General features: G+C 53.7%; 25 protein-coding genes. 16 read left to right on the top strand and 9 right to left on the bottom strand.

From position 1 onward, the window contains the following. Position 1 precedes the first annotated feature (1 nt). Positions 2-862, top strand: a complete 861-nt coding sequence (locus ACTJJI_RS11820; RefSeq protein ID WP_046887399.1) for an L-ribulose-5-phosphate 3-epimerase — start codon at positions 2-4, stop codon at positions 860-862. Continuing rightward, complete coding sequence (locus ACTJJI_RS11815) at positions 855-1,541, top strand: L-ribulose-5-phosphate 4-epimerase (protein WP_047360703.1); 687 nt, start codon at positions 855-857, stop codon at positions 1,539-1,541. Before ACTJJI_RS11820 ends, ACTJJI_RS11815 begins: the two co-directional genes overlap by 8 nt. Positions 1,542-1,633: 92 nt before the next feature. On the opposite strand, the gene yjfY is transcribed toward ACTJJI_RS11815, so the two are convergent. After that, positions 1,634-1,909 carry a DUF1471 family protein YjfY gene (gene yjfY, locus ACTJJI_RS11810; protein ID WP_014830396.1) on the bottom strand — a complete coding sequence of 92 codons (276 nt, stop codon included), beginning with the start codon at positions 1,907-1,909 and terminating at the stop codon, positions 1,634-1,636. Between the two features lie 343 nt (positions 1,910-2,252). On the opposite strand from yjfY, the gene rpsF reads away from it, so the two are divergent. The 5 genes from rpsF to ACTJJI_RS11785 all read left to right on the top strand — a co-directional run bounded on the left by rpsF (position 2,253) and on the right by ACTJJI_RS11785 (position 4,774). Further along, a complete protein-coding gene (gene rpsF / locus ACTJJI_RS11805; RefSeq protein ID WP_014830397.1) occupies positions 2,253-2,648 on the top strand; it encodes a 30S ribosomal protein S6 in 396 nt (131 codons plus the stop codon). A 6-nt stretch (positions 2,649-2,654) separates the two neighbouring features. Next, the gene (gene priB / locus ACTJJI_RS11800) at positions 2,655-2,969 is read left to right on the top strand and encodes a primosomal replication protein N (RefSeq protein WP_008502895.1); all 315 of its coding nucleotides are present in this window, start codon (positions 2,655-2,657) and stop codon (positions 2,967-2,969) included. Positions 2,970-2,973: 4 nt separating this feature from the next. After that, complete coding sequence (rpsR, locus tag ACTJJI_RS11795; RefSeq protein WP_000135199.1) at positions 2,974-3,201, top strand: 30S ribosomal protein S18; 228 nt, start codon at positions 2,974-2,976, stop codon at positions 3,199-3,201. 41 nt (positions 3,202-3,242) lie between these two features. Next, complete coding sequence (gene rplI, locus ACTJJI_RS11790; protein WP_008502894.1) at positions 3,243-3,692, top strand: 50S ribosomal protein L9; 450 nt, start codon at positions 3,243-3,245, stop codon at positions 3,690-3,692. A gap of 152 nt (positions 3,693-3,844) precedes the next feature. Further along, entirely contained in the window at positions 3,845-4,774 is a 930-nt protein-coding gene (locus tag ACTJJI_RS11785; RefSeq protein WP_014830398.1) for a DMT family transporter, read from the top strand. A 46-nt stretch (positions 4,775-4,820) separates the two neighbouring features. On the opposite strand, the gene ACTJJI_RS11780 is transcribed toward ACTJJI_RS11785, so the two are convergent. Further along, complete coding sequence (locus ACTJJI_RS11780) at positions 4,821-5,465, bottom strand: OapA family protein (RefSeq protein WP_014830399.1); 645 nt, start codon at positions 5,463-5,465, stop codon at positions 4,821-4,823. Positions 5,466-5,698: 233 nt separating this feature from the next. Here ACTJJI_RS11780 and fklB point away from each other — a divergent pair, with 233 nt between their 5' ends. Together fklB and cycA are read left to right on the top strand one after the other, a co-directional pair. Then, positions 5,699-6,319 carry an FKBP-type peptidyl-prolyl cis-trans isomerase gene (fklB, locus tag ACTJJI_RS11775; RefSeq protein WP_008502892.1) on the top strand — a complete coding sequence of 207 codons (621 nt, stop codon included), beginning with the start codon at positions 5,699-5,701 and terminating at the stop codon, positions 6,317-6,319. 310 nt (positions 6,320-6,629) lie between these two features. Continuing rightward, positions 6,630-8,039, top strand: a complete 1,410-nt coding sequence (gene cycA / locus ACTJJI_RS11770; RefSeq protein ID WP_013095311.1) for a D-serine/D-alanine/glycine transporter — start codon at positions 6,630-6,632, stop codon at positions 8,037-8,039. 75 nt (positions 8,040-8,114) lie between these two features. Here the strand turns inward: cycA and ytfE are convergent, their stop codons facing one another. Beyond that, complete coding sequence (ytfE, locus tag ACTJJI_RS11765; protein ID WP_440654154.1) at positions 8,115-8,777, bottom strand: iron-sulfur cluster repair protein YtfE; 663 nt, start codon at positions 8,775-8,777, stop codon at positions 8,115-8,117. Between the two features lie 244 nt (positions 8,778-9,021). Here ytfE and ACTJJI_RS11760 point away from each other — a divergent pair, with 244 nt between their 5' ends. Beyond that, complete coding sequence (locus ACTJJI_RS11760; protein ID WP_046887583.1) at positions 9,022-10,671, top strand: methyl-accepting chemotaxis protein; 1,650 nt, start codon at positions 9,022-9,024, stop codon at positions 10,669-10,671. A 62-nt stretch (positions 10,672-10,733) separates the two neighbouring features. Here the strand turns inward: ACTJJI_RS11760 and ACTJJI_RS11755 are convergent, their stop codons facing one another. The 3 genes from ACTJJI_RS11755 to ACTJJI_RS11745 all read right to left on the bottom strand — a co-directional run bounded on the left by ACTJJI_RS11755 (position 10,734) and on the right by ACTJJI_RS11745 (position 13,529). Beyond that, positions 10,734-11,699, bottom strand: coding sequence for a DMT family transporter (locus tag ACTJJI_RS11755; protein WP_014830403.1), 966 nt, complete (start codon positions 11,697-11,699; stop codon positions 10,734-10,736). Positions 11,700-11,774: 75 nt separating this feature from the next. Next, entirely contained in the window at positions 11,775-12,599 is an 825-nt protein-coding gene (locus tag ACTJJI_RS11750; RefSeq protein WP_440654151.1) for an AraC family ligand binding domain-containing protein, read from the bottom strand. Positions 12,600-12,680: 81 nt separating this feature from the next. Next, a complete protein-coding gene (locus ACTJJI_RS11745; protein WP_014830415.1) occupies positions 12,681-13,529 on the bottom strand; it encodes an SDR family oxidoreductase in 849 nt (282 codons plus the stop codon). 89 nt (positions 13,530-13,618) lie between these two features. On the opposite strand from ACTJJI_RS11745, the gene ACTJJI_RS11740 reads away from it, so the two are divergent. Beyond that, positions 13,619-13,999: a winged helix-turn-helix transcriptional regulator gene (locus ACTJJI_RS11740; RefSeq protein WP_014830416.1), complete on the top strand. Its 381-nt coding sequence runs from the start codon at positions 13,619-13,621 to the stop codon at positions 13,997-13,999. Between the two features lie 98 nt (positions 14,000-14,097). Here the strand turns inward: ACTJJI_RS11740 and ACTJJI_RS11735 are convergent, their stop codons facing one another. Next, positions 14,098-16,041, bottom strand: a complete 1,944-nt coding sequence (locus ACTJJI_RS11735; RefSeq protein WP_050859667.1) for a bifunctional 2',3'-cyclic-nucleotide 2'-phosphodiesterase/3'-nucleotidase — start codon at positions 16,039-16,041, stop codon at positions 14,098-14,100. Between the two features lie 190 nt (positions 16,042-16,231). On the opposite strand from ACTJJI_RS11735, the gene cysQ reads away from it, so the two are divergent. Next, positions 16,232-16,972 (top strand): 3'(2'),5'-bisphosphate nucleotidase CysQ, encoded by a 741-nt coding sequence (gene cysQ / locus ACTJJI_RS11730; protein ID WP_323283095.1) that lies wholly within the window; start codon positions 16,232-16,234, stop codon positions 16,970-16,972. On the opposite strand, the gene ACTJJI_RS11725 is transcribed toward cysQ, so the two are convergent. After that, positions 16,966-17,523, bottom strand: a complete 558-nt coding sequence (locus tag ACTJJI_RS11725; RefSeq protein ID WP_013095323.1) for a YtfJ family protein — start codon at positions 17,521-17,523, stop codon at positions 16,966-16,968. The genes cysQ and ACTJJI_RS11725 overlap by 7 nt on opposite strands. 324 nt (positions 17,524-17,847) lie before the next feature. On the opposite strand from ACTJJI_RS11725, the gene ACTJJI_RS11720 reads away from it, so the two are divergent. From ACTJJI_RS11720 to ACTJJI_RS11705, 4 genes are all read left to right on the top strand, one after another. Next, positions 17,848-18,054, top strand: coding sequence for a DUF1107 domain-containing protein (locus tag ACTJJI_RS11720; RefSeq protein WP_008501430.1), 207 nt, complete (start codon positions 17,848-17,850; stop codon positions 18,052-18,054). Positions 18,055-18,318: 264 nt separating this feature from the next. After that, positions 18,319-18,804, top strand: coding sequence for an Hcp family type VI secretion system effector (locus ACTJJI_RS11715; RefSeq protein WP_063412890.1), 486 nt, complete (start codon positions 18,319-18,321; stop codon positions 18,802-18,804). A gap of 1 nt (position 18,805) precedes the next feature. Further along, entirely contained in the window at positions 18,806-19,222 is a 417-nt protein-coding gene (locus ACTJJI_RS11710) for a polymorphic toxin type 44 domain-containing protein (RefSeq protein ID WP_072058346.1), read from the top strand. Then, positions 19,200-19,607 (top strand): hypothetical protein, encoded by a 408-nt coding sequence (locus tag ACTJJI_RS11705; RefSeq protein WP_153908224.1) that lies wholly within the window; start codon positions 19,200-19,202, stop codon positions 19,605-19,607. The genes ACTJJI_RS11710 and ACTJJI_RS11705 overlap by 23 nt, the downstream gene beginning before the upstream one ends. A gap of 76 nt (positions 19,608-19,683) precedes the next feature. Here the strand turns inward: ACTJJI_RS11705 and ACTJJI_RS11700 are convergent, their stop codons facing one another. Next, the gene (locus tag ACTJJI_RS11700) at positions 19,684-21,021 is read right to left on the bottom strand and encodes a hemolysin family protein (RefSeq protein WP_013095324.1); all 1,338 of its coding nucleotides are present in this window, start codon (positions 21,019-21,021) and stop codon (positions 19,684-19,686) included. Between the last annotated feature and the right edge of the window lie 60 nt (positions 21,022-21,081).

Here is a 21,081-nt window from a genome sequence, read left to right as displayed (position 1 = left end):
TATGTTGTCTAAACAGGTCCCGCTTGGCATTTATGAAAAGGCACTCCCCGCGGGGGAGTGCTGGCTGGAGCGGCTGAAACTGGCGAAACAGTTGGGCTTCGATTTTGTCGAAATGTCCGTGGATGAGACCGATGAACGTCTTTCTCGCCTCGACTGGAGCCAGGAGCAGCGTCTGGCGCTGGTGAGTGCGGTCGCCGAAACGGGCGTGCGCGTGCCGTCCATGTGCCTTAGTGCCCACCGTCGTTTTCCGCTTGGCAGTGAAGATGATACGGTGCGCGCGCAGGGGCTGGAGATCATGCGTAAAGCCATTCGTTTTGCGCAGGATGTGGGTATTCGCGTGATACAGCTTGCCGGGTATGACGTTTACTATCAGGAAGCCAATGACGAAACGCGTCGTCGTTTTCGTGACGGCCTGAAAGAGAGCGTTGAGATGGCTAGCCGCGCGCAGGTGACGCTGGCGATGGAGATCATGGACTATCCGTTAATGAACTCGATCAGCAAGGCGCTGGGCTATGCGCATTACCTGAACAATCCGTGGTTCCAGCTCTATCCTGATATCGGCAACCTGTCGGCGTGGGATAACGACGTACAAATGGAACTGCTGGCGGGGATGGGCCATATCGTCGCGGTTCATGTCAAAGATACGCGTCCTGGGGTATTCAAAAACGTTCCGTTCGGCACCGGGGTGGTGGATTTCGAACGGTGCTTCCAGACGCTCAAACAGGCGGGGTATTGCGGACCTTACCTGATTGAGATGTGGAGCGAAACGTCAGATGACCCGGCAGGTGAAGTGGCTAACGCTCGCGACTGGGTACGGGAACGTATGGCACGGGCCGGCTTACTGGAGGCTGAACATGCGTAACCTTAAGCAGCAGGTCTTTGACGCTAATATGGATCTTCCGCGCTATGGACTGGTGACCTTCACCTGGGGAAACGTCAGCGCCATCGACCGTGAGCAGGGGCTCGTGGTGATTAAGCCCAGCGGCGTGGCATATGACGCCATGAGCCCTGACGATATGGTGGTGGTTGATCTTGAGGGTAACGTTGTCGACGGCAAATGGCGCCCTTCTTCAGATACAGCCACCCATCTGGCGCTCTACCGGCGTTACCCTTCTCTTGGCGGCGTAGTGCATACGCACTCTACGCATGCCACAGCCTGGGCACAGGCGGGGCGGGCCATTCCGGCTCTGGGAACCACGCATGCGGACTACTTCTTTGGTGACATTCCCTGCACGCGGGCACTCACGCAGACAGAAGTGGAAGGCGAGTACGAGCTCAACACGGGTAAGGTCATTATCGAAACGCTGGGTGAGAGCGAACCGCTGCACACGCCGGGCATTGTGGTCTATCAGCACGGTCCGTTCGCCTGGGGTAAAGATGCGCATGACGCTGTCCATAACGCGGTAGTCATGGAGGAGGTGGCTCGTATGGCGTGGATTGCTTGCGACATCAACCCACAGCTTCAGGGCATTGATGATTACCTGATGAACAAACACTTCATGCGCAAGCATGGGCCTAATGCTTATTACGGGCAGAAGTGAGTCAGAACCAAAAAAAAAGCCCCCGGGCAGGGGGCAAGTCAAACTATGGCTATGTTCTCTTTGTTGGCTTTCCTGGTGCTAGCGTTAAAAGGTTATCGGTAAATATCTGCACTGGCGTGCATATTGCCGTTGCTGCCGGGCTCACGCATCAGTATGACGTGATAGTAATTTGCCCCCTGAGCATCGGTTTCTTTATTAAGAGCCTGATCTGCTTCGCTCTCTGTGGCGAAATTATGATTGATGTAAATTACGCCTAAGCTCTGCACATCATCCATGTTTCTGGCCTGTCGGCTGTCTATCTTGATGGCTGCCATCGCGTTTGCACTGAGCAAAAGCGCAGCCATTACGGCAATTGCGATTTTTTTCATGATATGCGCTCCACGACTGCGTGCTGTGAGACGGTTGATTGCTCTCCTTCGGTGTTTAAATGGTCTCTGATTAAAGTGTAATCACTTATCCGGCGAGGATGCGTGACCATTTCTGATGCAGTTGTTCAAAAAAACAACGCCTCCTGATGCGATTAATTTTAAATCACCCACTTAGACCAGCTTTGCGGTTTGTGCGAATTATTTGTGCAATCAGCTTGAGTTTCCAGGGGCGCGCAAGTATTATGACGCGTCAATTTTTCAGCCGACCTTTAACACGTTCCTTGCCTCCCCGGGCCTCGGCTGACCCAGACAGGAGGCTGAATAATCCGTAAGGAGCAATTCGATGCGTCATTACGAAATCGTTTTTATGGTCCATCCTGACCAGAGCGAACAGGTTCCGGGTATGATCGAGCGCTACACTGGTGCAATCACTGCAGCAGCGGGCACGATCCACCGTCTGGAAGACTGGGGCCGCCGTCAGCTGGCTTACCCGATCAACAAACTGCACAAAGCACACTACGTTCTGCTGAACGTTGAAGCTCCGCAGGAAGTGATCGATGAGCTGGAAACTAACTTCCGCTTCAACGATGCCGTTATCCGCAGCATGGTTATGCGTACTAAACACGCAGTTACCGAAGCATCTCCGATGGTTAAAGCGAAAGACGAGCGCCGTGAGCGTCGCGATGATTTCGCAAACGAAACCGCAGATGATTCTGATGCTGGGGATTCTGAAGAGTAATTTCTGATGACCAACCGTCTGGCGTTGTCCGGCATCGTATGCAGGGCTCCCCTTCGAAAGGTCAGTCCATCAGGAATTCCGCATTGCCAGTTCGTGCTTGAGCATCGTTCTGTGCAAGAGGAAGCCGGGTTTCACCGGCAGGCGTGGTGCCAAATGCCCGTTATCATTAGCGGACACGAAAACCAGGCCATTACTCACAGTTTAACGGTCGGTAGTGCAGTAATCGTTCAGGGGTTCATCTCTTGCCACAAGGCAAAGAACGGTCTGAGCAAAATGGTTCTGCATGCCGAGCAGATTGATTTGATAGATTCTGGAGACTAGCCATATGGCACGTTATTTCCGTCGTCGCAAGTTCTGCCGTTTCACCGCGGAAGGCGTTCAAGAGATCGACTATAAAGATATCGCAACGCTGAAAAACTACATCACCGAAAGCGGTAAGATTGTCCCAAGCCGTATCACCGGTACTCGTGCAAAATACCAGCGTCAGCTGGCTCGCGCTATCAAACGCGCTCGCTACCTGTCTCTGCTGCCGTACACTGATCGTCATCAGTAATCGGGCACGGTCCATTAATACGACTTTAAGAGGATAAGGTAATGCAAGTTATTCTGCTTGATAAAGTAGCAAACCTGGGCAGCCTGGGTGATCAGGTAAACGTTAAAGCGGGCTACGCTCGTAACTTCCTGGTTCCACAGGGCAAAGCTGTTCCTGCTACCAAGAAAAACGTAGAGTTTTTCGAAGCACGTCGTGCTGAGCTGGAAGCCAAACTGGCTGACGTTCTGGCGGCTGCTAACGCTCGCGCTGAAGCAATCAACGCACTGGGCACTGTTACCATCGCTTCCAAAGCTGGCGACGAAGGTAAACTGTTCGGTTCCATCGGTACCCGCGATATCGCTGATGCAGTTTCTGCAGCAGGCGTTAAAGTGGCTAAGAGCGAAGTTCGTCTGCCGAACGGCGTTCTGCGTACCACTGGTGAGCACGAAGTTGACTTCCAGGTTCACAGCGAAGTGTTCGCTAAACTGGTTGTTAACGTTGTAGCTGAGTAATTTTTTACTCTGCTCGCGTCGAAGCGCCGGCCTTGTGCCGGCGTTTTGCTTTTTAAAGCCTGCAGAACGTCACTTTACATCTTGTATGGTAGCTATTCCTGACGCATTCTCTGATAATAAAATGAAACGCAATTTTATCTTTGAGATTTGCCATGGATACTGCTCTGCCCACGCCCGTCTTTGCCCGTCGCAATGTAGCCTACGCCTGCGCCACGCTCTGCTGTCTGCTCTGGGGTAGCTCTTACCCGGCCATTAAAAGTGGCTATGAACTCTTTCAGATCGCAACCGATGATATTCCGTCAAAAGTCGTCTTTGCCGGGTACCGTTTTCTGTTCGCCGGGGCATTGCTGCTGCTGTTTGCGCTGGCTCAGCGTAAACCCATCGCCAGGCTCACGCCCACGCAGTTTGGTCAGCTTACGATCCTGGGGCTGACGCAGACCACCATTCAGTACACCTTCTTTTATATCGGGCTGGCGTACACCACGGGCGTTAATGGCTCGATCATGAACGCCACCGGCACCTTCTTCAGCGTACTGCTGGCGCATTTTATCTACCTCAACGATAAGCTCAGCTATAACAAAACGCTGGGCTGTATTCTGGGGTTTGCCGGGGTGATGCTGGTGAACTTCCACAGTGGTCTCAGTGATTTCCGTTTTGTCTGGAATGGTGACGGGTTTGTGGTGCTGGCGGCGTTCATCCTCTCCGCCGCCACGCTGTACGGAAAACGTATCTCCCAGACGGTCGATCCGACGGTGATGACCGGCTGGCAACTGGGTATTGGTGGTCTTGCCCTGGTGGCAGGGGGATATGCCACGGGTGGGACGCTGGAAGTGCATAGCCTCACCGCGGTGGCGGTATTGGGGTATCTGACGTTGCTCTCATCCGTCGCCTTCGCTCTGTGGAGCGCCCTGCTGAAAGTGAACCGCGTCAGTATGATTGCCCCGTTCAACTTTGTGATCCCCGTCGCCGGGACGGTACTGTCCGCTATTTTCCTGGGGGAAAACATCCTGGAGATTAAATACGCGATTGCGCTGGTGCTGGTCTGCTCGGGGATCTGGTGGGTGAATAAACGAAGTGCCTGAGAACAAAAGTGCCGGGTGGCGGCTTCGCCTTACCCGGCCTACGCCATTACCGTGCTCTGATAAAACTGCCGTCTGGCTGGCGGGTAAACAGCACCTGTTGGCCATTACCCGTATCAATCGTTAGCCCGGTGACCACGCCGCTGGCATTCTGACGGATCTGCACCATCTGGCCGTTCTGCAGGTTACTGAGCGGCTTGCCCGCACCTTCTACCTGGGCCATCGCATAGACATCGGTTGGTGGCAGGTTGTGGTCGCGGAACAGCTGAGCAAGCGTTTTACCCGGCTCTACGCGGTAGGAACGCCACTGCTGCTCAATACCGGTGGGCTGCTGTGTCTGTGGTTCAGACGGGGTGACGGCCTGCTCCTGCGGTTGTTCTTCCTGAATCGGCTCTGGCTCAACCGGAGCAACCTGACCCGGATCGTTAGACGGCGTCACAAGCTGTGTCTGCATAGGCTGCGCGTCAGGTTGCGGACGCGTTTGCGACTGAAGATCCAGTTGCGCATTGCGGGTGACTGGCGCGGTGTCGACATCATCGCCGCCAGAAGGGAGCAGGAAACCGACGATCACCAGCAGCGCACCAATGATGATCCCTCTGCGATGCAGGGGAGGTAGCGGGTCCATAATGCGAAAATTGTCCGGCGCCTGCCAGATTTTCGCCAGGGTAGGTTTCAGTTCAAATCGCCCGGGCATGGCTCTCCTCCTGCTCCGCGTCTTTTTTATCCTGTGCTCCGAAGTATAGTTCGCTAACTGCCTGAACGGCGTAGCAAACCCGACATCCGTGACATCCGTTCGGGATTAATCCTGGTTACCTCTATTGTTTCTGTTTCGTCGCAGTTTGTCACCTTAACTTCAGACAAAGTTTTACCCATAAGGGCATGGCTGCTATGCTGCCCGCTACTTTAAATGTGATGGAAGGAAAACCCATGACCACCCCGACTTTTGACACTATCGAAGCGCAGGCAAGTTACGGTATCGGCTTGCAGGTAGGACAGCAACTGAGCGAATCCGGCCTGGAAGGTCTGTTACCAGAAGCGCTGGTGGCGGGTATCGCTGACGCGCTGGAAGGCAAACAGCCAGCCGTTCCGGTTGATGTTGTGCACCGTGCGCTGCGTGAAATCCACGAACGTGCTGACGCAGTGCGTCGCGCGCGCTTCGAAGAGATGGCGGCAGAAGGCGTGAAATATCTGGAAGAGAACCGTGAGCGTGAAGGCGTGAACAGCACCGAGTCTGGCCTGCAGTTCCGCGTAATCAATCAGGGCGACGGCGCTATCCCGGCACGCACTGACCACGTTCGCGTGCACTACACCGGTAAACTGATCGACGGTACGGTGTTCGACAGCTCTGTTGCACGCGGTGAACCGGCTGAATTCCCGGTTAACGGCGTTATCGCAGGCTGGATTGAAGCCCTGACCCTGATGCCAGTCGGCTCCAAATGGGAACTGACTATCCCGCACAACCTGGCGTACGGTGAGCGTGGCGCTGGCGCATCCATCCCGCCATTCAGCACCCTGGTGTTTGAAGTCGAGCTGCTGGAAATCCTGTAATCGGCTTTTCTTATTTCCTCTCTCCGTCCGGGGAGAGGAAAATAGTGTTAAAACCTATAGTTACGAAGGAATCAATATTTTATCTTGCAAACGAAACTGTTGCGTGTATTTTTGTGAGCTGTTTCGCGCTGTATGAGTGATATGACACTCACTTCCAACATATTATTAACATAATATCTAAATCATAGTATTCATCCCGCCGATTCTTACCTAATATCGATAAACCCTTACAGAGGGACCGTCATTTATTTGACGTTTTAAAGGCCAGAAGAGCCTTAACAACACAGACAGGCATAAACAGGAAAATTACATGGTAGATCAGGTCAAAGTCGCCGCGACAGAAGAGGCGACGTCTGAACAGTCGCTACGGCGCAATCTCACAAACCGTCATATTCAGCTTATCGCCATCGGGGGTGCCATCGGTACCGGGCTGTTTATGGGCTCAGGCAAAACCATCAGTCTTGCCGGGCCGTCGATCATTTTCGTTTATATGATCATCGGTTTTATGCTCTTTTTCGTGATGCGTGCAATGGGTGAATTGCTGCTCTCCAACCTCGAATACAAATCTTTCAGCGATTTTGCTTCCGACCTGCTCGGCCCCTGGGCGGGTTATTTCACCGGCTGGACCTACTGGTTCTGCTGGGTCGTGACCGGCATGGCGGATGTCGTCGCCATTACCGCTTATGCGCAGTTCTGGTTCCCCGGTCTGTCGGACTGGGTCGCCTCGCTGGCGGTGATTGTTCTGCTGCTGAGCCTCAACCTCGCCACCGTTAAGATGTTCGGTGAGATGGAGTTCTGGTTCGCGATGATCAAGATTGTCGCTATTGTGGCGCTGATTGTGGTGGGCCTGGTAATGGTGTTGACGCATTTCCAGTCGCCAACCGGCGTACAGGCTTCGTTTACCCATTTGTGGAATGACGGCGGCTGGTTCCCGAAAGGCATCAGCGGCTTCTTTGCCGGTTTCCAGATTGCGGTGTTTGCCTTTGTGGGGATTGAGCTAGTCGGAACCACCGCTGCGGAAACCAAAGACCCGGAAAAATCCCTGCCGCGCGCAATCAACTCCATTCCGGTTCGTATCATCATGTTCTACGTCTTCGCGTTGATCATTATTATGTCCGTGACGCCGTGGAGCTCCGTTGTGCCAAGCAAGAGCCCGTTCGTTGAGCTGTTCGTGCTGGTGGGACTGCCTGCGGCAGCGAGCCTGATTAACTTCGTGGTGCTGACATCTGCAGCGTCGTCGGCGAACAGCGGTGTGTTCTCAACCAGCCGCATGCTGTTTGGCCTGGCGCAGGAAGGCGTTGCGCCGAGCGCGTTTGCCAAACTCTCTAAGCGTGCCGTACCGGCGAAAGGGCTGACCTTCTCCTGCATGTGCCTGCTGGGTGGTGTGGTGATGCTCTACGTGAACCCGAGCGTCATCGGTGCGTTCACCATGATCACCACCGTCTCGGCGATCCTGTTTATGTTCGTCTGGACGATCATCCTCTGTTCGTACCTGGTGTATCGTAAACAGCGCCCACACCTGCACGAGAAATCAATCTACAAGATGCCATTGGGCAAGCTGATGTGCTGGGTGTGTATGGCATTCTTCGCGTTCGTGCTGGTTCTGCTGACGCTGGAAGATGACACCCGTCAGGCGCTGATCGTCACGCCGCTGTGGTTCATTGCGCTTGGATTGGGCTGGCTGTTCATTGGTAAGAAACGAATGGCAGGCGTAAGGTAAAAGCAAAACGGCAACTTCGGTTGCCGTTTATAGTTTTTGCACCCTCTCCCTGTCATCAGGCTTCAGTGGCCTTTTTTATTCCCCTGCCAATGCTCGCGGGAACAGAACGTTGTTCTCAAGACTGATGTGTTCCATCAGGTCGTCGATCATCTCGTTAATACCGTTGTACATCGCTTTCCATGTGGTGCAGGCTTCTGGCGGCGGCGTGACGTTATTGGTGGTGTGTTTGATGACTTCCAGCAGCTCACCCGCGTCGTCATGTTCGCTTTCCATCACGCTAATTGGCCCCATCGCCTGGCTGCCCATTCCCTGTTTGACCATCGGGAAGAGGATCTGCTCTTCTTTCATCATGTGGCTGGTGAGTTCTTCATGCAGCATGGTCAGGTATTTCGCCAGGCCGCGCGGCACGGAAGGTTTGTCGGCGTGTACGCGCTCCACTTTGGTCGCCTGCAGGATCAGCTCCGGCAGCTGTTCACGGTGGTGGTCGTGGTAACGCACGATAATGTGGTCGATGATTTCGGCAAGCGGGGCCGTGCGCCAGTCTTTGTCGATGGGCTGCTCTGCCAGCTGCGCCAGTTCCGCTTCAATGAGCCCGACATCCAGCTCTTTGCGCGAGGCCGCACGTGCCAGGGTTTGCTTACCGCCGCAGCAGTAATCCATGTCGTATTTACGAAACAGCGCAGAAGCGCGAGGGATGGAGAGCGCCAGCTCGCCGAGGGGTTGGTCGCGGAAGGCCATAGCAGTTACCTCATCATCAAGAATATAAGATGCATATTAAATGCATCTTTATGGCAGTGCTATAACCCTTTAGAGGCAAGGGTGAAAATGCGATGTGGATCACAAAAAAATTCCCGCGTTTAACTCACTGAATGAACGCAGAAAATGACTTTAGAAACTTTTTTACAGTGGAGAAACAGTAAACAACCCGCCGCGCCTGCCGATATATCCACGTCAGACAACCTGCATATAACAAAGGCAACGCATGTTTAAACGTATAAAAGTCATTACCCTTTTGATTTCGGTGCTGCTTGTGCTCGGCATCATGCAACTCGTCTCCGCCGGTATCTTTATTAACGCGCTGAATAACGACAAAGATAACTTCACCGTGTCGCAGCTATCCAGCAAGAACGTGGCGGAGTTTACCGATGCATGGATTAGCCTGAACCAGGCGCGCGTCACCCTGAACCGCGGCATGCTGCGTCTGCAAAGCAGCATGGCCTCGCAGATTAACGGCGGGCAGCTCAACGAGCTGGTGAACACGGCGAAAAACCTGCTGGCCAATGCCCAGTCTCATTACGACAAATACTATGCCTTACCGAATACCCCAGGGCTGGATCCCAACCTGGCGAATCGCCTGGAAGAGCAGTATCGCAATTACTCCGCGACGCTGACCCAAATGAACGTTTTGCTCTCTCAGGGCAATCTGGAAGAGATGTTCAAGCAGAATGCAGAGCAGAAACAGACTGCGATGCAAAACGTGTACCGGGAATGGCGTGAAGCCCAGGCCGTGCTTACGGACAAAGGGATCAAAGATAACGAAAGCGATTACAAGCGTATCCTGTGGATCCTCTCTGCGGTCATGCTGCTGGTGATTGTCGTGATTATCTCCAGCTGGATTGCCATGCGCCGTGTGCTGCTGTTGCCGCTGCAGGATGTGATAAGCCATATCCGCGCCATTGCCGCCGGTGATTTAACCCAGCCGATCCATGCTGAGGGTAAAAACGAGATGGCCGTGCTGGCGCAAAACGTCCAGGAGATGCAAACCGCGCTGGCAAACACCGTGGGCGTGGTGCGTGAAGGTGCGGATACCATTTACACCGGTGCGGGGGAAATCTCTGCGGGCAGTAACGATCTCTCTTCCCGTACCGAACAGCAGGCTGCCTCGCTGGAAGAGACGGCTGCCAGTATGGAGCAGCTGACGGCAACGGTGAAACAAAACGCCGACAATGCCCGTCAGGCTTCCCGTCTGGCGCTTGATGCCTCCTCAACGGCGAAGAAGGGCGGTAACGTTGTGGAAGGCGTCGTCCGTACCATGGACGAAATCGCCACCAGCTCCAGCAAAATTGCGCAAATTACCAATGTCATTGACGGCATTGCCTTCCAGACGAACATTCTGGCCCTGAACGCGGCGGTTGAAGCGGCGCGCGCCGGTGAGCAGGGGCGTGGCTTTGCGGTGGTTGCGGGTGAAGTGCGTACGCTCGCTCAGCGCAGCGCCCAGGCGGCGAAAGAGATCAAAGCGCTGATTGATGACTCTGGTGAGCGGGTTAACGCAGGCTCGCAGCTGGTGAACGAGGCCGGAGCGACCATGGCGGAGATTGTTAACGCCGTGACTCGCGTCACTGACATTATGGGCGAAATCGCCTCTGCGTCTGATGAGCAGAGCCGCGGGATCGATCAGGTGGGCCAGGCGGTAGCTGAGATGGATCGTGTTACCCAACAGAACGCCTCGCTGGTGGAAGAGTCTGCGGCCGCAGCGGCCGCGCTGGAAGACCAGGCGGCACGCCTGAACGAAGCGGTAGCGGTGTTTAAAATTGCCCGCAGCCAGGCGGTTAAGGCGGCTCCGGTAAAAACCTATACGCCAAAGGCGCAGCCCGTCGCTTCTGCGTCTGAAGCTAACTGGGAAACGTTCTAAAGGCCTGCCCGGTGGCGGCTACGCCTGACCGGGCCTACGTTTTTGCAGGCCCTGCAAACGCCTCACATCTCCGACGCCGGAACGACCATCGGTTTTTCCGGCTTCGCTCTTACCGCCATCACTACCCCCATCACCAGCAGCACTATTCCGCAGGCCGTTAACAGCGGTGGTACGCTCTGGCGCATCAGGAAGGTGTACAGCAGCCCGGCCAGCGTTTCGAAGACAATCAGCGGCCCCAGGATCACCGTTGGCAGTTTCTGGCTGGCGATATTCCAGCACAGTGCCCCCACCCAGGAACAGAGCACAGCGATAGCGATCATCAGCCCGACAAAGACCCACGGCCGCGGCCCGAAGGGCAGGGCGAAGTCCGGCTGTTGCTGAGCAGACCAGATACACGCCCCGGCATAACCCACCAGCGAGACTGGCAGCGTCACCAGCGCCTGCGCCGTTGCCCACATCATTGGATGTTTATCCGGATTCTCCCGCAACCAGCGCGCATTACGCAGGGCATACCAGGCCCAGCAGGCGACGGAAATAAACGCTAAACCGATCCCCGAGCCATAACGCCAGACGCTGAAATCAGTGAGCCCGTGGCGAAGCTCGGCAATGTTCACACAGACCAGCCCGACACCCGTGCAGATCAGCGCGGGCACCATTTTTGACCATGCCAGTTTGCCATCGCGCTGGCTGTACAGCAGGTTTGCAAAGACGGGGATGACGACGGGCAGCGTGCCGATAATCATGGTCGACACCGGGGCACCGGTACGCTGAATGGCGCTCGCCAGACAGACGTAATAGATAAGGTTGCCCATCATGGTCAGCGCCAGCGCGGTCATCCAGTCCTGGCGGCTGAGCTGACGTAAACGCGTACGACCCAGCCATGCCAGCGGCAGGGCAATCAGCCCCAGCGCCAGATAGCGGCCGGTCGATTGCAGGGCTGCCGGATACTCGGGCACAATCAGCGGGCCAACAAAAATCAGCCCCCACATCAGCCCTGCCAGCAGGGCATACAACACGCCACTAATCATTTTTCCATCCACATCGGTTTACTTTGTACTCAGTGTAGAAGGGGGGATTGCACGCGTATTGTATGAGATTGCGCATCAGCGCCGGGTGACCTGCTTCTGGTAGCGGACGGGGGTGATGCCGTAGCGGCGGGTAAAGGCGCGGGTTAAATGCGACTGATCGGTCAACCCGGTCGCGGCGGCCACTTCAGCGGCAGGCATGCCGTGCGTAAGAAACACTTTGGCGCGCCACAGGCGAATAGCCATCAGCATCTGGTGCGGCGTAACGTGGAAATGGGCTTTGAACTGGCGCTGAAAATGGTAAGGGCTGAGGGAAACCACGTTGGCCAGCTCGTCCAGCGTCACGGCGTGCATATAGTTGTCGTGCAGATACTCGCGCACCCGTTCGAACCGGTGCGCGCCTTCCTTAATTATTGGGGCGTGATGGGCCAGCGGCTGGAAGGTCTCAATCAGATCCAGCAGCAGTCCTTTTTGCGCAAGCGGGTCCTGGGTATGCCACAGGCCGTAAATCAGCTGGCCGATTTGCTGCGAACGCAGCGGGTCGTGGCGGGTCACGTCGCTAAACCACCAGTGACGCAGGCCAGTCACCTCTTCCAGTAAAGCGGGTTCGATGTAGACCATCCGGTAGCGCCAGCCGCCTTCGGTGGCCGATTCTCCGGTGTGGATCTCGTCCGGGTTCATGGTGACAACGGATTTTTCAGCGGCCAGGTGCTGGGTACCGCGATAGCGAAAGCGCTCGGCACCGGTTTCGATGGTGCCGATGCCGAAGGCTTCGTGCGTGTGAGGCTCAAAGGCGTAGTCAGCGATATGCGCGTGATAAAGTTCCAGACCCGGCAACTGCGCCAGATGGCGAAAGCACGCGCTGTCTCTCTCATCGCTAAATTGTTCCGGTACGCCTTGCACGCTGATTCTCCTCGTGGGTCATCGCTTCATTATCAGAGATGACCCGAGGGGATGCCACAAAAAATAACCAATCCGTAACAATTACAGGATGGTCTTGACGCTCTCCGCCAGTGAGGTCGTTGGTCGCCCAATCAGTTTGCTCAGCGTGTGGCTATCGTCAAAGAGCCCGCCTTTAGATGCGCCCACATCAGAGTCCGCCAGCATATCCGCCAGCCCGGCAGGCAGGCCGACACTCTTCAGCGCAGCGGCGAAATCCGCTTCGCTCATGTTCTGATAAACCACCGGTTTACCGCTCTGCTTGCTCAGTTCAGCCGCCAGTTCGCTCAGCGTCCACGCGCTGTCGCCTGCCAGTTCATAGACCTTGCCAGCGTGGCCCTCTTCCGAAACCACTTTTGCCGCCGCCGCCGCGTAATCCGCTCGGGTGGCTGAGGCGATTTTGCCTTCACCTGCGGCACCGATAAACACGCCGTGTTCCAGCGCAGGCGGCGCGCTCGCCAGGTAGTTTTCGGTATACCAGCCGTTGCGCAGCAGGGCATAAGGAATGCCGGATGCCGCCAGCGCTTTTTCAGTGGCAACGTGCTCAACGTGCAGGCCCAGCGGTGAGTTATCCGCATGCAGCAGGCTGGTGTAGGCGATAAATGTCACGCCAGTCGCTTTGGCAGCGTTGATGACGTTCTGGTGCTGCGTGGCGCGCTGACCCACTTCGCTGGATGAGATCAGCAGAAGTTTCTCCACACCCTTCAGTGCCGTGGTCAACGCGGCCTGGTCGGTGTAATCGCCCTGACGAACCACAATACCCTGCTGGCTCAGAGCTTCCGCTTTCGCCGGGTTACGCACAATAGCCACAATCTGGTTTGCCGGGACGGTTTTTAACAGCTGTTCGATAACGAGGCGGCCAAGCTGGCCGGTAGCGCCGGTAATCGCGATCATGATCAATCTCCTTCGTTTTTGTCTGGTGTTGTGGCACACTAGCACCATAACTAACTTTTAGTAAGTACGTACAAAAAGGTAAGTATTAAATGACGATACCGACACTCAGCGAACAAATGCGCGATGGTAATCTCTTCGCGGAGCAGTGCCCGTCCAGAGAGGTGCTCAAACATGTCACCAGCCGCTGGGGGGTTCTGATCCTGGTGGCGCTACGTGAGGGAACGCATCGCTTCAGCGATCTGCGCCGTAAAATGGGCGGTGTGAGCGAGAAGATGCTGGCCCAGTCGTTGCAGGCACTGGAGCATGACGGTTTTGTCGATCGCGTTTCGTATCCTGTTGTACCGCCGCACGTTGAGTATAGCCTGACGCCGCTTGGCGTAGAGGTGAGCGAGAAAGTGGCCGCGCTGGCGGACTGGATAGAGGTGAATACGCCGAAGGTGATGGCGAGCCGGGATGAGCGGGCAGCGTAAAAGCCGGGAATGTGCGGTCTGATACCCTCACCCTAACCCTCTCCCACAGGGAGAGGGAATAAACACTAAAAACGGCAACGTGCGTTGCCGTTTTGCTTTTACTTACTTAAATCCACCTGATAAATGGCGAACCCGATATCATCCGTCGCCACCTTCTTCATCGGATACTGCGCCTTCTCCTTAATAAACGCCGCAGCCTTATCCGACGGGGACGTTTCAATGCGAATATCCAGTGGGGTATCGCTGTGGATCGGGGCCAGACGCCAGTTGTTATCGACCGCCGGATGAATCTCTCCCGCCTTTTTCGACTCTGCGCTGATCCAGGCGGCCAGCACCGAGCGGTTCTCATCCGGGGATGCAAAGGCAATGTGGCTATCGCCGGTGCCGGCAAATTTGCCGCCATACGCGCGATAGTTATTGGTCACCACCAGGAAGGTGGCCGCCGGATCGACAGGCTTGCCCTTGAAGGTCAGGTTTTTGATGCGCTCTGCCTGCGGATGAATGGCCTGACACTCGCCGTCATATTTCGCGGGCTGGGTGACATCAATCTGATACTCCACCCCGTCGATAACGTCGAAGTTATAGGTGCGGAACCCGTCCCAGTTAATCAACGACTGCGGCTTGCTGCTCTTCGGATCGATCTGGTTAAACTGCCCGGCGGAGCATTCCAGCCACTCTTTCACCTCTTTACCCGTTGCTTTAACCACGACCAGCGTGTTCGGATAGAGATAGAGATCGGCGGCGTTACGGAACGTCAGCTGGCCTTTTTCCACTTCAACGTAGCTGGCCGGGTCATTCTTACGTCCGCCCACTTTGAACGGTGCGGCGGCGGAAAGCACCGGCAGGTTGGCTAAATCCGGATCGCCCTGAACAAAATGTTCGGCATAGGCTTTCTGCGCCATATTGACCACCTGAACGGTTGGGTCATCCTGTACCAGCGCCAGATAGCTGTACATGTTGTCGGCGGATTTGCCGATCGGCTTGCTGACGAATTCGCGGGTGGCGTCGTGGTCATGTTTGAGCACGTCGAGAAGTTTTTGGTCTTCAGCCGCCAGTGATTTTTTGGCGGCAGCATCGTAAATGGGGCGCGCTTCGGCTTTGGATCCGGTCACCTTCCAGCTGCCGCTGTCGTTATTGAGCACCAGATCCACCACGCCAAGATGGTCGCCCCACATGCCGGGCATTACCGCCGGCACGCCGTTGAGCGTTCCCTTGTCGATGTCTGCCCCTTTGATGCTGGCAAAATCCTTACCCGGGAAGACCGCATGAGCGTGGCCGAAGAGGATCGCGTCCACGCCCGGCACTTCGCTCAGGTAGTAAACTGAGTTTTCCGCCATCACCTGGTACGGATCGGCCGAGAGGCCCGAGTGGGCGACAACGACCACAACATCCGCCCCTTTTTCACGCATCTCCGGTACGTATTTACGCGCCGTTTCGGTGATGTCGTTAACGGTGACTTTGCCGGTGAGATTGGCTTTATCCCAGGTCATGATCTGGGGAGGTACAAAGCCGATGTAGCCAATTTTCAGCGTCTGCTTTTTACCGTCCTGATCAACAACCTCGGTCTCTTTAATCAGATAAGGGGTGAAAAGCGGCTTTTTGGTCTTAACGTCGATGATATTGGCGTTAACGTACGGGAATTTTGCACCTGCCAGCGCATCGTGCAGGTATTTCAGACCATAGTTGAATTCGTGGTTCCCGAGGTTGCCGACGGTATAATCCAGGGTGTTCATTGCTTTATACACCGGATGGATCTCGCCTTTTTTCAGCCCCTTTGCCGCCATGTAGTCACCCAGCGGACTCCCCTGAATCAAATCACCGTTGTCGACCAGAACGCTATTTTTCACTTCATCGCGGGCGGCATTGATCAAACTTGCCGTGCGTACCAGTCCGAATTTTTCCGTAGGGGTATCTTTGTAGTAATCGAAGTCCATCATATTGCTGTGCAGGTCGGTGGTTTCCAGAATACGGAGATCGACCGTCGCCGCCTGTACGCTCGCTGCAATCAGCGTCGCCAGGAGCGTTGCGCTAAACTTAATCATCAGAGGAGTCCTTTTTTCGATCCAGGCCACAAAAGAATATGTATCTATCGTTTGTTGCTTACAGAAGTGTGAATCCTGCCAGAAAAAAGGGCGATGAAACCGGAATTGCTTCACAGATAGCGGAATTGTTCACATTACGATATAAATAAAACAACGAGTTATGCCCACTGCGTTAACGAAGAGGTGGATAATGTTAGATAAAATTTGTCAGCTCGCACGGGATGCGGGTGATGCCATTATGCAGGTGTATGATGGCGCACAACCGATGAATGTCGTCAGCAAGGCGGATGATTCCCCGGTCACAGCGGCGGATATCGCGGCGCATGGCGTGATCATGAAAGGGCTACAGGCACTCACGCCAGAGCTCCCCGTGCTTTCCGAAGAAGCGCCGCAGAGCTGGGATGAGCGCCAGCACTGGCAGCGTTACTGGCTGGTCGATCCTCTTGACGGCACCAAAGAGTTTATCAAGCGTAACGGTGAATTCACCGTGAATATCGCCCTGATCGACAAGGGCAAAGCGGTGCTTGGGGTGGTCTACGCGCCGGTAATGAAAGTGATGTACAGCGCTGCGGAAGGCAAAGCCTGGAAGGAAGAGTGCGGCGTGCGTAAGCCAATCCAGGTGCGCGATGCGCGTCCTCCGCTGGTGGTTATCAGCCGCTCGCACAGCGACAGCGAGCTGGAGGAGTACCTGCAACAGCTGGGTGAGCACCAGACAACGTCGATTGGCTCATCGCTCAAATTCTGCCTGGTGGCGGAAGGGCAGGCGCAGCTCTACCCGCGTTTCGGGCCGACGAACATCTGGGACACGGCAGCCGGCCATGCGGTAGCCGCGGCCGCGGGTGCGCATGTTCATGACTGGCAGGGCAAGCCGCTGGACTACACCCCGCGCGAATCATTCCTCAATCCAGGCTTCCGGGTCTCTCTTTACTGAGCCAGTAGCTTGTGCAGCAGATCAACCACCTGCTGCACCTCTTCCTGGGTCAACGCCCCGTCTTTTACCCACTGCACCTGGCCATTTTTATCCAGCACGATAATCGCGGAACTCTCTTCCTCAAGCTGCCAGGCTTTGCGCGTCACGCCGTTGCTGTCGACAATAAACTGCGACCACGGGTAGAGCTTTTTGTTGCTCTCAAGGCTTGAGCGCACAAACATCCCGGAGCCAGGGATGGCATCGTCGGTGTTCACAATGGTGGTGGTCTGATAGCGGTCATGCGGGAATTTTGCGGCCTTGATCGCTTCCACCAGGTTTGCGTTTTTCTCTTTTGCAGATGTACGACCGGCAATATGTTGTACAACTCTCACTTTGCCCGCGAGTTGCGCGCTATTCCACGGTTTGTAGCTAAACTTATCATTGTCGAGAATCAATTCTCCCCGGTCAGCAATGCCGACTGGCGGTACGCGTTGTCCTTTTTCAATGTTGTGGGCACTCGCCCACAGGGGCAGGAGCAGGCATGCGGCTGCAAGAATGTTACGTAGGGTCATGGTGTTTCCTTATTGTATGCAGGTGATCCGACCACTTGGTCTTACGCTTTTAATCATAAGTGCGATCAATGGGCTTTTCCCGCAATCCCGATGCCAGTTTGCGGGCGAACGCACATATCCATGAAAAAATGACGGCTTATACTGCCTGTCGTCACAGTTTGAAAAGATTATTCTGAATAATTGTAATCAAACGGTAAATAAACTTATGCACACTGGGTAACAACGTAGTTCTGGTCTATAGTCATTGGGCAACAAAATTTGCGCTCAGAACAGTCGGGCCGATTGTGGCGCCGCAAGAGCGTATGATTCGCAGGAGATACAAGAATGAAAATTTTCCAACGCTACAACCCGCTTCAGGTGGCGAAGTACGTGAAGATCCTGTTCCGTGGACGGTTGTATATCAAGGATGTTGGCGCTTTTGAGTTTGATAAGGGCAAGATCCTTGTCCCAAAAGTGAAGGACAAACAGCACTTGTCTGTGATGTCCGAAGTCAACCGTCAGGTTATGCGTCTGCAAACTGAGATGGCTTAACCAACGTGCTATGCAGTAGTTAAAAAAAACGGCTCCCGATGGGAGCCGTTGATGTTTGTGGGGGGAAGTATAATTCTGACTCTGTTGTATCGGTAAATTTCTGGTTGCCACTTTCCAGAGGAAGTATGCGTTTGTGTAGTTATTCTTAAACGCTCTTTCAGTGCTCTCGCTTTGATATAAAACAATAAAAAATTGATTCTCTATTGGCCTTATTGAATAACGCATAAAGAATGCTCATCTCATTAACGAAAAGGAGTTATAAGGATGGCTATTCCTGCTTATTTATGGCTGAAGGATGACGGTGGTGCGTTAATAAAAGGTGCTGTTGACGTACAAGATAGAGAGTCAAGTATAGAGGTAAATGGGTTTTCACATAATGTATCTATTCCAACAGATCCATTGACAGGAAAAATTACCGGAACAAGGAAGCACTCAAGTATCCTCTTTATGAAAGAATTTGATTGTTCATCTCCCTATCTGTTCAAGGCGGTTTGTAGCGGTCAAACGTTAATAAGCGCAGAGTTTAAATGGTATTGTATTAACGATGCGGGTCAGGAAGTTGAGTATAACAACATGTTTCTTGAAAACGTAAAAATTGTCGGTGTTTCGCCTGTCATGCATGATACGAAAGATGCTTCGAAAGAGAAACATAATCACCTTGAATGTGTTGAGATGCGATATGAAAAAATAACATGGAAACACTGTGATGGGAATTTGCTCTTTTCCGATAGCTGGAACGAAAGGGCATAACATGAGACGTCCAGCGATCGCTGTTAAGCCTCAACCTCCTTATGATATTTCTTCATTTTCTCCACCTGGCGTTTCGTTATCAAACAACATGATGATTGCGCGGTTCCATTATGGCCCGTCAGCGCTGACCTACTTATGGTTTTATAAGCAAGTAAGAGGGCATGGCCCTTGGGATTATAAAAACATATTAGGCAGGCAATACGAAAATTTTGGGAATTTTCATTTCGGAGCGGTAGGCATTGCCGCCGGAATTCAACCCGAGATATTATTGCGGGCAGCTGGACTTGCTCAAATTCTTGCAGGGACCAGCGACCCTGGTTTTAAAAATTATCAAGGGCCAGATTCACATGGGGATGATCCAACCGATCAGACATGGATTAGAGCAGGAATAGACTATGCTCAACGCTCTGGTTTTTAAAAAGAAGTGGCTATATATAATCGTCATGATTATTTTGTTAGGGTGTGGCATATGGCGTGTAGTTGATGAGTTTCTTTACCTTGAACAGGATATTATACGTCGAGAAAAAGTTGGTGACTTGTCAACTTTAATTATTACTGAAAGTAGTGCTGGAGCAACCACTCCATATGTATACCAATATTACCTATACTCTGCGAAAAAATCGGATGCGGATTTTTTAAATGATCTAAGAAGTGGCTATGAACCTTTCCTGGTGACTACCGCCTCAGATGTGTATGTAAAAATTGAAGATAATTCTATCCATCTTAAGGTTAGTGGTGACATCTTTAAATTTAAGAACGTTGCAGGCTATAGTTTTATATATATGGATTCATCACCGTTCTAAATTTTTTTATCATTGTCAGATACGTACTGCATATGAGTGAAAAAAGAAAGGGCAGTTAATCACTGCCCTTTTGTTATCACGCTGACACCTTCTCTTCCGCATCCGGCAGTTTCGGCACCAGCACGGTCGGTTTGTTATCAATACGCGTCACCAGCAACTGGTCGATGCGGTAGTTATCAATATCCACCACTTCAAACTTGTAGCCGGAGAACTTCACCGAGTCGGTGCGCTTTGGGATTTTACGCAGCATAAACATCATAAAGCCGCCGATGGTCTCGTAGTTGCCTGACTGCGGGAACTCGTCGATATCCAGCACGCGCATCACGTCGTCGATTGGCGTTGCGCCGTCAATCAGCCATGAGTTCTCATCACGCGCCACAATCTGCTCTTCCAGACCCTGGCCGACCAGGTCACCCATCAGCGTGGTCATGACGTCGTTGAGGGTAATGATGCCCACCACCAGCGCGTATTCGTTCATGATAACGGCGAAGTCTTCACCGGCGGTTTTGAAACTTTCCAGCGCTTCAGAGAGCGTCAACGTGTCCGGTACAATCAGGGTATTGCGGATCTGCACGCCGCTGTTGAGCGCCAGGCTTTGGTTCGCCAGCACGCGGTTCAGCAGATCTTTGGAGTCCACATAGCCGATGATGTGGTCGATATCTTCATTACAGACCAGGAATTTAGAGTGCGGGTGCTCCGCGACTTTATTCTTCAGGCTCTGCTCGTCTTCATGCAGATCGAACCAAATCACGCTTTCACGGCCCGTCATGGAAGAGGGCACGGTACGGGATTCCAGCTCGAACACATTTTCGATCAGCTCATGCTCCTGCTTACGCAGCACCCCGGCCAGCGCACCGGCTTCTACAACGGCGTAAATGTCGTCGGAGGTGATGTCATCTTTACGCACCATCGGCAGTTTAAAGATGCGGAAGATGACGTTCGCCAGGCCGTTGAAGAACCACACCAGCGGACGGAACACGAACAGGCAGAAGCGCATCGGGTTGATGATACGCAAAGCCACAGCTTCTGGCGCAATCATACCGATGCGTTTCGGGGTCAGGTCAGCGAACAGGATGAACATCCCGGTGACCAGCGAGAAGGAGAGAATAAAGCTCATCTGCTCGGCAAGTTCGGCGGACATGTACTGCACGAACAGGCTGTAAAAGGCCGGAGAAAACGCTGCATCCCCCACGATACCGCCGAGAATAGCGACCGCGTTCAGGCCAATTTGTACCACGGTGAAGAACGTTCCAGGATTTTCCTGCATCTTCAGGATACGGGAAGCATTGATGTTGCCTTCGTCGGCAAGCAGCTTAAGTTTGATTTTACGGGACGCGGCCAGCGAGATCTCGGATATCGAGAAAAATGCGCTGACGGCTATCAGACAAAGTATTACTAAAATACTGTTTAACATAGTTTATCCGGCTTCTCGCCAGATCCTCGGAAGGGAAGTTGATACCATTTGTGTGGAAAC

This window comes from Enterobacter sp. 22466, assembly GCF_052044775.1.
In the GTDB taxonomy this organism is placed as follows: domain Bacteria; phylum Pseudomonadota; class Gammaproteobacteria; order Enterobacterales; family Enterobacteriaceae; genus Enterobacter; species Enterobacter dissolvens.
Note: the sequence above shows the minus strand (reverse complement) of the source record. Positions and strands in the feature narration are given on the sequence as shown.

Bases quoted from the DNA above. Each gene is read 5' to 3' on its own strand.
- ACTJJI_RS11720 (WP_008501430.1), top strand. From the start codon at position 17,848: ATGAAAATTTTCCAACGCTACAACCCGCTTCAGGTGGCGAAGTACGTG.
- ACTJJI_RS11715 (WP_063412890.1), top strand. From the start codon at position 18,319: ATGGCTATTCCTGCTTATTTATGGCTGAAGGATGACGGTGGTGCGTTA.
- ACTJJI_RS11815 (WP_047360703.1), top strand. From the start codon at position 855: ATGCGTAACCTTAAGCAGCAGGTCTTTGACGCTAATATGGATCTTCCG.
- yjfY (WP_014830396.1), bottom strand. From the start codon at position 1,909: ATGAAAAAAATCGCAATTGCCGTAATGGCTGCGCTTTTGCTCAGTGCA.
- ACTJJI_RS11710 (WP_072058346.1), top strand. From the start codon at position 18,806: ATGAGACGTCCAGCGATCGCTGTTAAGCCTCAACCTCCTTATGATATT.
- ACTJJI_RS11755 (WP_014830403.1), bottom strand. From the start codon at position 11,699: ATGATTAGTGGCGTGTTGTATGCCCTGCTGGCAGGGCTGATGTGGGGG.
- ACTJJI_RS11705 (WP_153908224.1), top strand. From the start codon at position 19,200: ATGCTCAACGCTCTGGTTTTTAAAAAGAAGTGGCTATATATAATCGTC.
- ACTJJI_RS11785 (WP_014830398.1), top strand. From the start codon at position 3,845: ATGGATACTGCTCTGCCCACGCCCGTCTTTGCCCGTCGCAATGTAGCC.
- rplI (WP_008502894.1), top strand. From the start codon at position 3,243: ATGCAAGTTATTCTGCTTGATAAAGTAGCAAACCTGGGCAGCCTGGGT.
- ACTJJI_RS11760 (WP_046887583.1), top strand. From the start codon at position 9,022: ATGTTTAAACGTATAAAAGTCATTACCCTTTTGATTTCGGTGCTGCTT.
- ACTJJI_RS11700 (WP_013095324.1), bottom strand. From the start codon at position 21,021: ATGTTAAACAGTATTTTAGTAATACTTTGTCTGATAGCCGTCAGCGCA.
- ACTJJI_RS11820 (WP_046887399.1), top strand. From the start codon at position 2: ATGTTGTCTAAACAGGTCCCGCTTGGCATTTATGAAAAGGCACTCCCC.
- ACTJJI_RS11780 (WP_014830399.1), bottom strand. From the start codon at position 5,465: ATGCCCGGGCGATTTGAACTGAAACCTACCCTGGCGAAAATCTGGCAG.
- rpsR (WP_000135199.1), top strand. From the start codon at position 2,974: ATGGCACGTTATTTCCGTCGTCGCAAGTTCTGCCGTTTCACCGCGGAA.
- ACTJJI_RS11740 (WP_014830416.1), top strand. From the start codon at position 13,619: ATGACGATACCGACACTCAGCGAACAAATGCGCGATGGTAATCTCTTC.
- ACTJJI_RS11745 (WP_014830415.1), bottom strand. From the start codon at position 13,529: ATGATCGCGATTACCGGCGCTACCGGCCAGCTTGGCCGCCTCGTTATC.
- cysQ (WP_323283095.1), top strand. From the start codon at position 16,232: ATGTTAGATAAAATTTGTCAGCTCGCACGGGATGCGGGTGATGCCATT.
- priB (WP_008502895.1), top strand. From the start codon at position 2,655: ATGACCAACCGTCTGGCGTTGTCCGGCATCGTATGCAGGGCTCCCCTT.
- ACTJJI_RS11725 (WP_013095323.1), bottom strand. From the start codon at position 17,523: ATGACCCTACGTAACATTCTTGCAGCCGCATGCCTGCTCCTGCCCCTG.
- cycA (WP_013095311.1), top strand. From the start codon at position 6,630: ATGGTAGATCAGGTCAAAGTCGCCGCGACAGAAGAGGCGACGTCTGAA.
- ytfE (WP_440654154.1), bottom strand. From the start codon at position 8,777: ATGGCCTTCCGCGACCAACCCCTCGGCGAGCTGGCGCTCTCCATCCCT.
- ACTJJI_RS11735 (WP_050859667.1), bottom strand. From the start codon at position 16,041: ATGATTAAGTTTAGCGCAACGCTCCTGGCGACGCTGATTGCAGCGAGC.
- rpsF (WP_014830397.1), top strand. From the start codon at position 2,253: ATGCGTCATTACGAAATCGTTTTTATGGTCCATCCTGACCAGAGCGAA.
- fklB (WP_008502892.1), top strand. From the start codon at position 5,699: ATGACCACCCCGACTTTTGACACTATCGAAGCGCAGGCAAGTTACGGT.